Here is a 12,294-nt window from a genome sequence, read left to right as displayed (position 1 = left end):
TTGGTCGGGGCTAGACAAAAATTTTTAGACCAAGAAGTATAAAAAAAAGTACTCTTTGGTTTATGGGTTTTAAATGTAGTCTATGAAAAAATAATTGGCAGGAAATCCTGGTTTCGAGCTGCTCGATTATATAGAATAAATGCCTGATTTTAAGCCCTTAAAAACAGAGTTAAAGGGTCCGTGCAGTACTAATCAAAGGAAAATCTATTGACGAAGGGCTTTAAAAAATCCCTCCATCTGTAACTTTTCACCAGTTGCATCTATCAAAGTTACGTCCATAGTGCCCTCTAAGAGGTTTTCACTCTTATTGGTGATTCTGAGGTGGCCGGTTTTGGAGAAATAAGGATCCTCACCCCTAGAAACGAAGTTTGCATATCCAAAAACCCCATTAAATTCACTAACGAATCCGCTGATATATCGATTTACGTAGTATTTACCCTCATCAATAGGGTCTGCATCCGACCTTTGGGAAATCAGAAATTCCATGTTGATCTCCTGATCAGAGGCAGAATCCCCAAAGTTGATTCTAACCACATTAAGCAAATGGCCATTTTGTGAAACAAGCTCACTCTCCCGAAAGCTAACAATCCCGCTCATCTCTCCCCGGGTTGTCCCATTGGCTGAAATGGTATACATACCTTCCTCCACGGGTAGGGGGCTATCGGCAATACTGTTCGATAAAAATGAGAGAAGAATTAATGGAAGGAGTATCCACAAGCCTGACTTCAGTCGGTTCTGTATCTTTGGGGGCATAATGATTTGGGGGTAGGTTTCCGGGAAGTTTATTCCTCCATTCCAATGTTATTGTCAGGAGTAGCAATCTGGGTAGTTGCCTGATCGCCCATTGCGACACGATCGGAGAATTCCTCCTTTTCACGACGCTCCGAGAGCACAGCAACGATTAAAACAAGTAGAAAAACAGCAAAGAAAATGCAACTCTTTTTCATGGTTGTTGGTTATTCATTACAAACAGGATTCCGGTATAAATATCTTAAAGCCCACTATGCATGCCCCAATGATTAACATGGAGGGCTGAAGATAAGTTTCAGTAATCAGAACCCCGCCTATAGCTTTGGTTTGATAATTAGCGATGGTAAATTTCGCGAGGAAAGGGGCTAAAACGAAAAAAATCCTATAAGCTGCTTAAAAAGTTCTGTGAACGGTAAAAGAGAACTAAATAAAAGAGCATGGGATAAATGTCCAATATGAGAGCATTTATGGGCTAAGGTGCTCTTTTGCAGCAGTTTCCAGTTCCTGGTACCAATTTTCCCCGAATTTCCTGATCAGGGCCTCCCTTACAAACTTATATACCGGTACTTCCAGTGTTTTGCCCAGGCTACAAGCGGCATTACATATTTGCCATTTATGGTAATTAACAGCCGTAAGCTCAGAGAATTCCCTTATCCGAACCGGGTATAAATGGCAGGAAATGGGCTTTTTCCAAAGGGTTGCTCCTGCCTCGAAGGCTTCCTCCAGGCCACATTTGGCTACGCCCTTTTCTGAAAATATAACATAAGCACACTCCCTGTCATTTACCAAGGGGGTCTCCCATTCACCATCCAATCCCCGCAAATGGGTCCCCTGGGTCTCAATGGCTTGAATCCCCTCGGATCTTAAAAAGGGTTTTACCTGGGGGTATATAGCATCCAGTATTTTAGTCTCTGTTTCCTCCAAAGGGGCACCGGCTTCTCCCTCTACGCAACACGCCCCCTTGCAGGCCTCCAGGTTGCAGACAAAATCGTTTTCCAGGACCTCTTCAGAAATAAGGGTATCGCCAATTTGAAACATAAGCCAGATTACTTACCGGCAAAGATAAGACAATGAGCCTGGTGGCCCCGTAATTTTTTCGGCCTATGGGATTAATAATATCCCGGAAAATGTACCTTTGCCGCCGCTAAATCTGAAACCATGAATTTGCATCTTAACTTTCGGGAAATCGCCACGGCAAGTATGATATTATTTGCAGTAATCGATATTGTGGGAAGCGTTCCCATCATCATAAGCCTGCGCAACAAGGTAGGGCATGTGCAGTCTGAAAAAGCATCCATTGTGGCTGCCTGTATCATGGTGGCTTTCCTCTTTGTAGGTGAAGAAATCCTGAACCTCATCCGGGTAGATGTGAATTCTTTTGCCGTTGCCGGTGCCTTTGTGATATTTTTTTTAGCCATAGAGATGATCCTGGGAGTAAATCTTCACAAGGATGAAAAGCCGGAAACAGCATCCATAGTGCCTATTGCCTTTCCGTTGATAGCAGGAGCAGGCACCATGACTTCGCTCTTAGCCCTGAGGGCTGAGTTTTATGTGGAGAACATCATCGTTGCCATTATCATTAATATTATCTTTGTATACCTGGTTTTAAAATCCTCATCCAGGATTGGCAAACTTCTGGGAAGTAACGGACTGGGGGTTATTCGTAAGGTTTTTGGTGTGGTATTGCTGGCTATTGCAGTAAAGTTATTCGCAACAAACATCAACCAGTTGTTCTAGCGGAAACCCCGATACAATTAAAGACCTATGAATAAGACGGTAACTATTATCCTGTTAATTCTGGCCGTTGGCCTGATCGCCTATAATGCTACCCTTGTGGATTATCAGCAACCTCTGGAAGGGAAAAGTGTCATCGCACTTATCGGCATTGTGGCCGCCTTGTGTGCAATTGTGCTCCTGCTGATCTATCAGACATCAAAAAAAATAGAAAAGAAAATAGACGGGAAGTAATCCGGCAATAAACCGGAACGTCTATTAAATCCCATCATCTGGACCGGCCTGCCGCAGTAATGGTTGATCTGCCTGCAGGACCTCCTTCAGCATAGGATCTGCCTGTCCCTTGATCTTCGCCCGCAAATTGGGGGTATAGAGCTGTTCTGCCAGGTTGGCTTTGAGGTATAATTTGATGATGTCTTCGTAGGCGTAGAAATCAAGCTTTATTTTCAGAGAAAGAACATAGTCAATAAAACGCTCAAAAAGGATATCGTCTACACTAAAGCCATTGTAGAATTCATCCTGGGTAAAATTGCTGTAGCGATTCCGGTCTTCCTCAAGGTGTTCAAAAATGAAACGACTGAAGAATCCCCGCCCTTCTAACGCTTCGATTGCCTCTTCCTGATTAGTGCCTATGGGCACAAAAACATCGGGAATTATTCCACCCCCTCCATAAACTACCTTTCCTTTAGGGGTTTTGAATTTAAGGGAATCCGCTACTTTTATACTGTCTACAGACACCAATTCCCCTGAGTTGTACCGCCGGGAAAAATCATGGTAGTAATCCCTTTTGCCATTCTGGTAGTCACGCTGAATGGAACGACCCGTAGGGGTGTAGTAGCGGGAAACAGTAAGCCTTACTGCCGAACCATCACCTAGTTCCATTTCCCGTTGCACCAAACCTTTCCCAAAGGACCTTCGGCCTACAATGGTGCCTATATCATTATCCTGCAATGCGCCGGCAATGATCTCGCTTGCCGAAGCTGACCTTTCGTTGATTAGGACATAGACCGGTTTGTCTTCAAAGCTACCCCTTTCAGTAGCATAGGTACTGTCTACCTGGCCTTTCTTGTTCTTGGTGAAAAGGATCAGTTTATCTTCCGGCAAAAACTCATCAGCAAGTTGCTTTGCTATATCGAAATATCCTCCGGGGTTATCCCTGAGGTCCAGAACCAGCTTTTGGGCTCCCTGCTGCTTCAGCTCCCTAATCGCATCCCGGAACTCCCGGTAGGTGGTTTCCGCAAAACGATTTATTCTGATATACCCCATGTTCTGCGTAAGCATGTAAAAGGCATCCACACTCTTTAAAGGGATGCGGTCACGTTTTATGGTAACGGTAAAAAACTTGTCCTCAGATTTCCTGTATACCTGAAGATTTACTTTAGTTCCCTTAAACCCTTTGAGCTTGCTGACCACCTGCTCACTGGGAAGGCCCTGTCCATACAGGGTATCCTGATCGGCCATCATGATGCGGTCTCCGGGAAGTATCCCCTTGTCGAAACTGGGGCCGTTCTCTACTGTCCTGATAACAGTAATGGTGTCTCTATACATGTAGAAATTGACTCCTATGCCAACAAAATCACCCTTCATATTTTCAGCTACACTTTGCATCTCTTCCTTGGGAATGTAAACCGAGTGAGGATCTAGTTTTTCGAGAATGTTATTTACGGTTACATCCACAATACTGTCTGTGTTGATATCATCAACGTATTCGTAGTCGATATAATCAATAAGGCGATTGAGTTTGTCCTTTTTGGAATTGGTGGTGAAGAGTTTTTCCGGAGTATCATTGAAATGCAGCTTCCCACCAATAAAAATCCCTATGGCGAGTGCCAGAGCAAATACCGAAGGCCATATGTACCAGCTTTTCTTCATTTATTCAATTACTGTTGGTTGGTTGCTGTCAATTACAGGCATATGTACCAACTCCACTCCGGCGCGTTCCAGAAAACGTATTCCGGAATCGTCCTTGTAGGCAATCTGGTAGACCACGCGTTGTATTCCCGCCTGGTGAATCAGCTTGCTGCATTCCCTGCAGGGCGACAAGGTAATATACAACGTAGCTCCTTCACACGACTGAGTAGAGGCTGCTACCTTGGAGAGGGCGTTGGCCTCGGCATGCAAAACATACCATTTGGTATACCCCTCTTCATCCTCGCAAATATTCTCAAATCCTGTAGGGGTTCCGTTGTACCCGTCCGAAATGATCATCCGGTCTTTTACTACTATTGCCCCAACCTGCTTCCTTTGGCAATAAGATAACTTGCCCCATTCCTGGGCCATTCTAAGGTATGCCTTATCGTATTTTTCCTGTTTGGATTTTTTCAAGGAAACAGTTTTTACCGTGTGAATTATTACTATTGGTGACTAAGATACCTGCTTTAGGACAGCCTCACAACACTCTATCGGTTAATTTTAAGTGAAAATCGTTAAGCGGGCAAGGTATCGAGCAGCATGGGGATGGTTATGAGCAATACCACAACCGAGCAAATGGCGATATAGATCTGCCTGTTTAATTTTAACCAGGCAACCACCAGCCAACCAAGTAGCAGTATGCTCAGGATGATCAACGCCTGGGAGATCTCAATACCCAGGGCAAAGCCCAGCAGCGGATTGAGTTTGTCTTCCAGTTCGGCCATCATCATATTGAAATAATTGGAGAACCCAAAGCCATGGATGAATCCAAAAAAGGTAGTGAACAGGGCATGCCAGTGAATTTTCATTTGGTCTGCATTGCGCCCCGTGTAGAAAAGATTGAAAATTCCGGTAAGGAAGATGGTTACCGGGATTAAAAATTCAATGATCTCCTCATCCGCCCGCAACACACCGTAAGCAGACAGGGCCAGGGACAGGCAATGAGCCACTGTAAACATGGTGCAGAGGATGAGTACTTTCTTCCAGCTTTTAAAGGTAAAGGGCACTGCTAGTGCTGCCAGAAAAAGGATGTGGTCATAGGCGCCAAAATCCATCACATGGTTAAACCCGAGTTTTGTATAGAACCAGAATTCCTGCATTGCTTTATATTATGGCTTTATATGGTTATAACCCCCGCTCGCGCTGAATGGATTCATAAGCCTTCTGAACTTCTTTAAATTTCTCTTCCGCTCCCTTTTTAATTGCTTCATTTTCGGTTACAACGCGGTCTGGGTGATATTTTTTGGCCATGGTACGGTAAGCTTTCTTTACCTCGTCATCCGTAGCTGTTTTTTCAATTTCGAGTATGCGATAAGCATGGTCTGTAGTTTTGACGAACATGGCCTTAATGCTCTCAAAATCATATCGCCCTACCCGTAAATAACCGGCAATTTCCTGCAATTTATTGATTTCAGCTTTACTCACAGCCCCATCGGCCTGGGCAATGCCAAACAGAAAATGCAAAAGTTGCAGGCGTACCTCATAACGGGTTCGCTGGTTCAGGTACGTACATATCCTGTGCGCAGAAACTTCCCTCTTTTTTATAACCTCATTGAAAGTGCGAAATATGGCATTGGCCTTTTCTTTGCCGTAGGTGCTGATAAAGTATTGCCTCACATAGTTGAGTTCTCGCTCAGTAGCCTGCCCGTCTGCCTTGATCACTATAGAGCAGAGGGATAAGAGGTTTAACTCGAAATCTGCGGGGGAAACAGTCTTGCGGTTCAATTCTCCGAAGAGTGTATCCGGCCCGGCAGTGTTTCCCATATTATCCAGAAAGCTCCCCACAAAAAAACCGATCAGGGCTCCGGGAAGCCTGAAAAGGAAGTAGCCCAGTATGCTGCCCACCCACTTTATCATAGCAAAAAATAACGCGCCAAAGATAGGGTTTTACAGAATACCTGCCATGCAGTAATGCCTGGGAACCGGCTTGTAAAAAATATTCTTCTTTCCTTATCTTTGTTGCACTTAAAAACTAAAAAATAGTCTATGTATCCCGCAGAACTTGTTAAACCCATGAGAGAAGACCTGGCATCGGCCGGTTTTCAGGAATTATATACTGCAGCAGATGTAGAATCGGCCATTAAGCAAGAAGGCACCACCCTGGTTGTGGTGAATTCCGTATGTGGTTGTGCTGCTGCGAATGCCAGGCCAGCTGCAAAAATGAGCCTGATGCACGCCAAAACACCAGATCATTTGATTACCGTTTTTGCCGGTGTGGATACCGAGGCGGTTGACGCCGCAAGGAACCTGATGATTCCTTTTCCACCATCTTCACCAAGCATGGCCCTGTTCAAGGACGGAGAATTGGTGCATATGATTGAAAGGCATCATATTGAAGGGCGCCCAGCAGAAATGATCGCTGAAAACCTGACCAGTGCTTACGATGAATATTGTTAGTAACAGGAGTAATTAAAGTAAAAAGGCGGCCAGTTGGCCGCCTTTCTTTTTTTCACCAGGTCTTATTCGGACTGGTCATCAATAGATGCATCGGGAGCATTATTCTTAACCGATGCAATACCATTTTCCATGGAAGCTTCGGAAGCATACATCTGACTTGCTCCTATAACCTGTCCGTTAGCCGCTTTAAGGTTAAAGTAGGCCTTTCCGTTCTTGGCAGTCTTCCGCTCAAAACGGGCGTCGTCAGCAGAATTTTTTCTTACTGATTCAATTCCGTTATCACAGGCAGATTTTGAATTATATGCCTCACTGCTTAAAATTACCTGGCCATTACCAGCTTTCAAATTAAATCTGAATTTACCGGCTTTGTCCTTTTTAATTTCGAATTTTCCCATTTTCTGAATATTAGATTTTCCAATTTGTTAAAGATAAATATATTCTTCAGAATTTCAATTGATTTTGTAAGAAAGATGCCCTAAAACCGGCAGTTATATGGGTATTTGCCAATTTACTTCAAAGACATTTTTAAGGTGGAATAGCCGTAATCTGTCCTTATTTTTATTTTTGTGTATGATTAAAATCCTGGCCTATCCGCTAACTGCCATTTACTTTGTCCTTTTTGGATTGATTCTGGTAGTTTTCCACCCTATACAATGGTTGTGCTTTAATGTTTTTGGTTACGAGGCTCATAAACGAAGTGTAAGTATTCTGAACCTTTTCCTTATAAGGGCCACCCATGTACTGGGAACCCGCTACACTTTTAAGAATCCGCATAATATACCCACAAATCGTCCGCTGATTATAGTAGCCAACCACCAGAGCATGAATGATATCCCTCCATTGATCTGGTTTATGCGGGCACACCACCCAAAATTTGTAAGCAAGATTGAGCTGGGCAAGGGTATTCCCAGTGTCTCATACAACCTGAGGCATGGGGGGTCTGTGCTCATTAACAGGAAAGACAGTAAACAGGCCCTAATGCAGATTGCAAGCCTGGGCAAATACATCCAGGAACATAATCGCAGTGCTGTTATTTTCCCGGAAGGCACACGCAGCAGGAACGGACAGCCTAAAAGGTTTCAAACAAACGGCCTAAAAACCATTATGAAACACGCTCCTTCGGCATTGCTGGTCCCTGTTTCCATAAACAACTCCTGGAAAATGCTTCGCTATGGGAAATTTCCCTATGGTTTGGGGTCACATCTCAAGTTCACCGTACATCCCCCCCTGGAGAACAAAGGTGACCCGGACAAACTCATCTCCGTCATAGAAGAACAAATAACCTCAGCAATAGAAAACAGTTAATGACTCCGGAAGAAATACTACAGGCAACACAGAAATTTGTAAAGGAAAGCCTTGAAGGTGCAGAGGGAGGGCATGACTGGTGGCATACCCTAAGGGTTTACAGAACCGCCTTACTTATTGCAGAGGGGGAAAAAGCAGATCTTCTTACCGTTGGAATGGGAGCACTGCTGCATGATATTGCCGATGCCAAATTTCACGATGGGGACGAAACCATTGGTCCCCGCATAGCCACTTCCTTCATGAGAAAGCTGGAACTTCCGGAGACCCTTGTCAACGAGGTATCAGATATCGTAAGGAACATCTCCTTCAAAAACAGCCTCGGAACACAGCACAATAAACCGAAATCCAAAGCCCTTGAAATTGTACAGGATGCAGACCGCCTGGATGCAATAGGCGCCATTGGTGTTGCCCGTGCATTTAACTATGGGGGATTCAGGAACAGGCCGCTTTACGACCCGGAAATCAAACCCCTTACCAATATGAGTAAGGATATTTACAAAAAGGCTAAAGGCCCAACTATCAATCATTTTTACGAGAAATTGCTCACGCTGAAAGACCGGATGAATACCCGGACAGGAAAAAAACTTGCTGAGCAACGACATCAATTCATGCTGGATTTCCTGGAACAATTCTACAAGGAATGGGAAGGGGCAGGATAATTTGCTCAGGGACAGCGCTTATTCATTCTGACCCGATGGAAACCACCTAAAACAGCCGAAGCTGATCGTTTTTATAGGATCCGTGTAAGGTGGCATCAAGCGATGGCAGCCCTTTTCCTTTATAATATTTTGAACGGGCCAGCCGGGCCATTTCCTTTATTTGCTCTGCCAGCTTGCCCTCACCACGGGTTCGGATCCCAAAACGACTGTCGTTTAATTGTCCTCCGTGACAGGAGGCAATCTGGTTTAAAACCTTGCTGGCGCGATCTGGCATAGCCATCCTGATCCATTCTGTAAACAACTTGCCAATTGCACCGTTCAGTCGAACCACCGTATAACCAAAAGAAATGGCGCCGTGTTCTGCGCAGGTCCTGGCCAGAGACAGCAATTCATGGCTGTTGATACCGGGTATAATAGGTGCAAGCATTGCGTTTACGGGTATTCCTGCCTCTGATAATTTTTTTATGAGTTTCAACCTTTTCTTTGCTGTTGAAGTGCGGGGCTCCAGCATCCTTCGTGTACGCTCGGACAAGGTCGTAACCGAAATATGCACCGCAACCAAATTATAGCGATTCAACTCCCTGAGCAGATCGAGGTCTCTGAGGATAAGATCGTTTTTGGTGATTATTCCCACAGGGTGGCGGTACTTCAAAAATACCTGCAGGCAAGCCCTTGTAATCCTGAACTTTTTCTCAGCCGGCTGATAGCAATCCGTATTTCCAGACATTACAATTGTATTGGCTTTCCAGCTTTTCTTTTTTAAACGCTCTTCCAGAAGCCGGGCAGCATTTTGTTTTATCAGGATTCGTTTTTCAAAATCCAGCCCGGCGCTATACCCCCAGTATTCATGGGTGTTTCTTGCATAGCAATACACACAGCCATGTTCACATCCCTGATAGGGGTTCATGGAGAATTCCATGCTCAGGTCCGGGCTCTTTACTTCATTTACGATGGTTTTCGGATGTATTGGTAAATACAGGGTTTTAGCATTGTCTACCGGTTCATCCTGAATACGACAGTATTCAAGAAAATCATCGCGATGCTCTTGGATATGGGCAAGAAAGCGATTGGGATGGTTGCTTTGGGCACCCCTTCCCTTTATTAGCGGAGACTTTTTCATTTAATGGATTATATCCAAATATATGGAATATATCCAATAATAAATGATCCTGTATGTTAATTGATAGAGAAGTTAACCAATTGCTTTTTGGTGCCACGCTTGGCATAAAAAAGCAGTGCATCATTGGACTTGTCCATAAGGGGTTTGGATACCATCAAAGGCAATCGGGCTTCTTTGCTATCAATCATTTTCTTGTAGCTCATAACGCCCTGATCGTCCAGGCGGATTACAAAGACATTCCGGTTTCTGCTGAATCCCTGCTTAAAGATAAGACGCTCGTTATTGAGCAATTCGGGGTTTTCTGCAGCAGAGCTTATGAAGAAATAGGTATCTCCTCCTTTGGTAAAGGAACAATAAGAAACATAGGCTCCATCGCCCTGGGTAACTTCAGTTTTGTTGATGTTTCTGGCCCAGATCAGCTCTCCTGAAGGGCCAAGTTTAGCACTTACTATGTCGTTGTGATGGAATCTTTCTACACGCACACGACCTCCACTGGAATTGGCCTGTACGCTATTTGTTACAAAATATTCTTCCGCATTGAATTGAACGCAGCCGTCTTTGGCAAAACTCACATTTTTGAAGACCAGGTTTTTTACCTGCTGTGCATCATCCTTGCCAAATTTATCCAGCATAAACTGTGCGGAGAATGGATTGTATTTCTTTATCCTGATATCCAGTGTAACCGGATCCAGTGAAAAATACCCCAGTCCGTTATAGCGATTGTCCTTTCTGTCTGCATAAAAACCTACGCATATCAGTTTATCATTGTTGAGCATTGGTTTTAAGGCTTCGGAATACTTTCCTGTTCCGTCAAAGGTCTGTATACTCCTCCCTTCCGGTGTAATTCGGATCAGCTCATACTGAAACTTACGCTCCATGGCCTTGAACCTTTTACGCTTGAAGTACGCCTTTCCCATTACGTACACGGTTTTTAGATCAGGAGACACTTCCAACTGTTCGAAAGCGTAATTTTTGTCCTCCACAGCTTCTGAGAAATCATGCTCCATTATTTTATTCAGGGAAGTGCTGAACACATGGATCCTGTGCTTATTGAGGTTTCCCTTTTTGTAATGTGTACTGATAATAAATGCCGAGAAGTCATCATCGAACAACACAGTGGTAGTAAACCCTTTGCCAAAATTGCGGTTGTAATAATTTTTATCCAGCGGATTGTCCACGGGGTCAGAAGCAATGCTTAAAAGGGTCTGCTCGGTAAATCTGTAATCGGTGATTGGGCTCCTGTGGACGGTATACTCGTATGACAAAGTATTCAGATTGTAATCCAGGAACAACAGGTACAATTGTCCGTTTTTCACATATCCATTTACAAACTCATGCCCTTTTAGCTTGTAATTATATTCATCTATCAGTTCAAGATCCTTGTTGTAATGCTCTACCAGATAACCTTTTGGTTGCAGGATGAGCCCGGAATAGTATGCGCGGACCAATATGGTGCCCCCGCTGCCGTCATCAGCTATGGTGAGGAGATTAGAATACTTATACCGATCATTATATTTTTCTCCGATCTCAAAGGAAATAGGAAATTCCTGGCTAGCAGCTATTCCGGATACCAGAAAAAGGACCAGAATGGTCAGGATATTTTTACTCATAAAGAAAGCCGTTAGAGGTTGTTACGCCCCCGGGAATTTGGCCTTTCTTTTTTCCAGGAATGCTGTGGTTCCTTCTTTAAAATCTTCGGTTCCAAAACACTCCCCAAAGGCTTCTATCTCGGCCTCAAATCCGCGGGCAGTATTCATAAAACCAGTATTTACCGCTTTTATTGCATATGAAATGGCTACCGGAGAATTTTTCGATATCCTGATGGCGAGCTCCTCGCAGAACGAAAGCAATTCTTCCTGTGGCACCACATGATTTACAAGTCCGTATTCCCTGGCTTCCGCAGCGTTGATCATTCCGGCTGTCATTATCAGTTCCATGGCCCTGCCTTTGCCTATAAGCCTGGGCAGTCTTTGTGTACCACCATAACCGGGAATTACCCCCAGGGACACCTCTGGTAGTCCCATACGGGCATTATCGCTTGCGACCCTGAAATGGCAAGCCATGGCCAGTTCCAGTCCGCCTCCCAGGGCAAAACCATTCACAGCGGCGATAACCGGTTTTTTTAAGTTCTCGACAAAATCGAAGAGTATTTTTTGCCCATGGGCTGCGAGATTTTCACCCTCTTTTTCTGAGTAGTGGGCAAATTCAGCAATATCTGCCCCGGCAACAAACGCCTTTTCACCATACCCTGTCAGGATGATTACCTTGATTTCGGGATCAGTCTGCAAAGCAGACAATGCATCATGGAGCTCCTGTATTGTCGCTTTATTTAAGGCATTGAGTTTTTTAGGCCGGTTTATAATGACCGTTGCAAGGCTTTCTTCTATTTCAACAAGAAGGTTATTGAACTGCATAATT

General features: G+C 44.3%; 16 protein-coding genes. 5 read left to right on the top strand and 11 right to left on the bottom strand.

What is annotated here, in order from left to right; all coding sequences use genetic code 11:
* Positions 1-204 precede the first annotated feature (204 nt).
* The 3 genes from OO016_RS03685 to OO016_RS03675 all read right to left on the bottom strand — a co-directional run bounded on the left by OO016_RS03685 (position 205) and on the right by OO016_RS03675 (position 1,788).
* Complete coding sequence (locus tag OO016_RS03685; RefSeq protein WP_266010929.1) at positions 205-753, bottom strand: hypothetical protein; 549 nt, start codon at positions 751-753, stop codon at positions 205-207.
* Between the two features lie 29 nt (positions 754-782).
* Positions 783-947, bottom strand: a complete 165-nt coding sequence (locus OO016_RS03680) for a hypothetical protein (RefSeq protein WP_266010928.1) — start codon at positions 945-947, stop codon at positions 783-785.
* 268 nt (positions 948-1,215) lie between these two features.
* Positions 1,216-1,788, bottom strand: a complete 573-nt coding sequence (locus tag OO016_RS03675; RefSeq protein ID WP_266010927.1) for a DUF3109 family protein — start codon at positions 1,786-1,788, stop codon at positions 1,216-1,218.
* 120 nt (positions 1,789-1,908) lie between these two features.
* Between OO016_RS03675 and OO016_RS03670 the strand changes: the two genes are divergently transcribed.
* Both OO016_RS03670 and OO016_RS03665 read left to right on the top strand, forming a co-directional pair.
* Positions 1,909-2,487, top strand: a complete 579-nt coding sequence (locus OO016_RS03670) for a MarC family protein (protein ID WP_439649299.1) — start codon at positions 1,909-1,911, stop codon at positions 2,485-2,487.
* A gap of 27 nt (positions 2,488-2,514) precedes the next feature.
* Positions 2,515-2,718: a hypothetical protein gene (locus tag OO016_RS03665; RefSeq protein ID WP_266010926.1), complete on the top strand. Its 204-nt coding sequence runs from the start codon at positions 2,515-2,517 to the stop codon at positions 2,716-2,718.
* A 24-nt stretch (positions 2,719-2,742) separates the two neighbouring features.
* Here the strand turns inward: OO016_RS03665 and OO016_RS03660 are convergent, their stop codons facing one another.
* The 4 genes from OO016_RS03660 to OO016_RS03645 form a co-directional block, all read right to left on the bottom strand.
* On the bottom strand, positions 2,743-4,356 hold the full coding sequence (locus OO016_RS03660) for a S41 family peptidase (protein WP_266010925.1): 1,614 nt from the start codon (positions 4,354-4,356) through the stop codon (positions 2,743-2,745).
* Positions 4,357-4,809, bottom strand: a complete 453-nt coding sequence (locus OO016_RS03655; RefSeq protein WP_266010924.1) for a deoxycytidylate deaminase — start codon at positions 4,807-4,809, stop codon at positions 4,357-4,359.
* 101 nt (positions 4,810-4,910) lie between these two features.
* Positions 4,911-5,495 (bottom strand): HupE/UreJ family protein, encoded by a 585-nt coding sequence (locus OO016_RS03650; RefSeq protein WP_266010923.1) that lies wholly within the window; start codon positions 5,493-5,495, stop codon positions 4,911-4,913.
* A gap of 25 nt (positions 5,496-5,520) precedes the next feature.
* Positions 5,521-6,252: a TerB family tellurite resistance protein gene (locus OO016_RS03645; protein WP_266010922.1), complete on the bottom strand. Its 732-nt coding sequence runs from the start codon at positions 6,250-6,252 to the stop codon at positions 5,521-5,523.
* A 129-nt stretch (positions 6,253-6,381) separates the two neighbouring features.
* On the opposite strand from OO016_RS03645, the gene OO016_RS03640 reads away from it, so the two are divergent.
* Complete coding sequence (locus tag OO016_RS03640; RefSeq protein WP_266010921.1) at positions 6,382-6,792, top strand: BrxA/BrxB family bacilliredoxin; 411 nt, start codon at positions 6,382-6,384, stop codon at positions 6,790-6,792.
* Between the two features lie 62 nt (positions 6,793-6,854).
* Here OO016_RS03640 and OO016_RS03635 read toward each other — a convergent pair whose 3' ends face one another.
* The gene (locus OO016_RS03635; RefSeq protein WP_266010919.1) at positions 6,855-7,187 is read right to left on the bottom strand and encodes a YegP family protein; all 333 of its coding nucleotides are present in this window, start codon (positions 7,185-7,187) and stop codon (positions 6,855-6,857) included.
* A gap of 175 nt (positions 7,188-7,362) precedes the next feature.
* Here OO016_RS03635 and OO016_RS03630 point away from each other — a divergent pair, with 175 nt between their 5' ends.
* Positions 7,363-8,097, top strand: coding sequence for a lysophospholipid acyltransferase family protein (locus OO016_RS03630; RefSeq protein ID WP_266010918.1), 735 nt, complete (start codon positions 7,363-7,365; stop codon positions 8,095-8,097).
* Positions 8,097-8,756, top strand: a complete 660-nt coding sequence (locus OO016_RS03625; protein WP_266010917.1) for an HD domain-containing protein — start codon at positions 8,097-8,099, stop codon at positions 8,754-8,756. The genes OO016_RS03630 and OO016_RS03625 overlap by 1 nt, the downstream gene beginning before the upstream one ends.
* Before the next feature lie 46 nt (positions 8,757-8,802).
* Here the strand turns inward: OO016_RS03625 and OO016_RS03620 are convergent, their stop codons facing one another.
* The 3 genes from OO016_RS03620 to OO016_RS03610 are packed head-to-tail and all read right to left on the bottom strand — an operon-like array spanning position 8,803 to position 12,290.
* Positions 8,803-9,876, bottom strand: a complete 1,074-nt coding sequence (locus tag OO016_RS03620) for a PA0069 family radical SAM protein (RefSeq protein ID WP_266010915.1) — start codon at positions 9,874-9,876, stop codon at positions 8,803-8,805.
* 56 nt (positions 9,877-9,932) lie between these two features.
* Positions 9,933-11,486: a hypothetical protein gene (locus OO016_RS03615; protein ID WP_266010913.1), complete on the bottom strand. Its 1,554-nt coding sequence runs from the start codon at positions 11,484-11,486 to the stop codon at positions 9,933-9,935.
* 21 nt (positions 11,487-11,507) lie between these two features.
* Positions 11,508-12,290, bottom strand: coding sequence for an enoyl-CoA hydratase/isomerase family protein (locus OO016_RS03610; RefSeq protein WP_266010911.1), 783 nt, complete (start codon positions 12,288-12,290; stop codon positions 11,508-11,510).
* Positions 12,291-12,294 lie beyond the last annotated feature (4 nt).

Source organism: Lentiprolixibacter aurantiacus (assembly GCF_026241225.1).
In the GTDB taxonomy this organism is placed as follows: Bacteria; Bacteroidota; Bacteroidia; order Flavobacteriales; family Flavobacteriaceae; genus Lentiprolixibacter; species Lentiprolixibacter aurantiacus.
This window is presented reverse-complemented; position numbering and strand designations above follow the sequence as displayed.

Coding starts and splice junctions, on each gene's coding strand:
- OO016_RS03660 (WP_266010925.1), bottom strand. CDS start 4,356: ATGAAGAAAAGCTGGTACATATGGCCTTCGGTATTTGCTCTGGCACTC.
- OO016_RS03625 (WP_266010917.1), top strand. CDS start 8,097: ATGACTCCGGAAGAAATACTACAGGCAACACAGAAATTTGTAAAGGAA.
- OO016_RS03630 (WP_266010918.1), top strand. CDS start 7,363: ATGATTAAAATCCTGGCCTATCCGCTAACTGCCATTTACTTTGTCCTT.
- OO016_RS03680 (WP_266010928.1), bottom strand. CDS start 947: ATGAAAAAGAGTTGCATTTTCTTTGCTGTTTTTCTACTTGTTTTAATC.
- OO016_RS03635 (WP_266010919.1), bottom strand. CDS start 7,187: ATGGGAAAATTCGAAATTAAAAAGGACAAAGCCGGTAAATTCAGATTT.
- OO016_RS03645 (WP_266010922.1), bottom strand. CDS start 6,252: ATGATAAAGTGGGTGGGCAGCATACTGGGCTACTTCCTTTTCAGGCTT.
- OO016_RS03640 (WP_266010921.1), top strand. CDS start 6,382: ATGTATCCCGCAGAACTTGTTAAACCCATGAGAGAAGACCTGGCATCG.
- OO016_RS03610 (WP_266010911.1), bottom strand. CDS start 12,290: ATGCAGTTCAATAACCTTCTTGTTGAAATAGAAGAAAGCCTTGCAACG.
- OO016_RS03675 (WP_266010927.1), bottom strand. CDS start 1,788: ATGTTTCAAATTGGCGATACCCTTATTTCTGAAGAGGTCCTGGAAAAC.
- OO016_RS03665 (WP_266010926.1), top strand. CDS start 2,515: ATGAATAAGACGGTAACTATTATCCTGTTAATTCTGGCCGTTGGCCTG.
- OO016_RS03685 (WP_266010929.1), bottom strand. CDS start 753: ATGCCCCCAAAGATACAGAACCGACTGAAGTCAGGCTTGTGGATACTC.
- OO016_RS03650 (WP_266010923.1), bottom strand. CDS start 5,495: ATGCAGGAATTCTGGTTCTATACAAAACTCGGGTTTAACCATGTGATG.
- OO016_RS03615 (WP_266010913.1), bottom strand. CDS start 11,486: ATGAGTAAAAATATCCTGACCATTCTGGTCCTTTTTCTGGTATCCGGA.
- OO016_RS03670 (WP_439649299.1), top strand. CDS start 1,909: ATGAATTTGCATCTTAACTTTCGGGAAATCGCCACGGCAAGTATGATA.
- OO016_RS03620 (WP_266010915.1), bottom strand. CDS start 9,876: ATGAAAAAGTCTCCGCTAATAAAGGGAAGGGGTGCCCAAAGCAACCAT.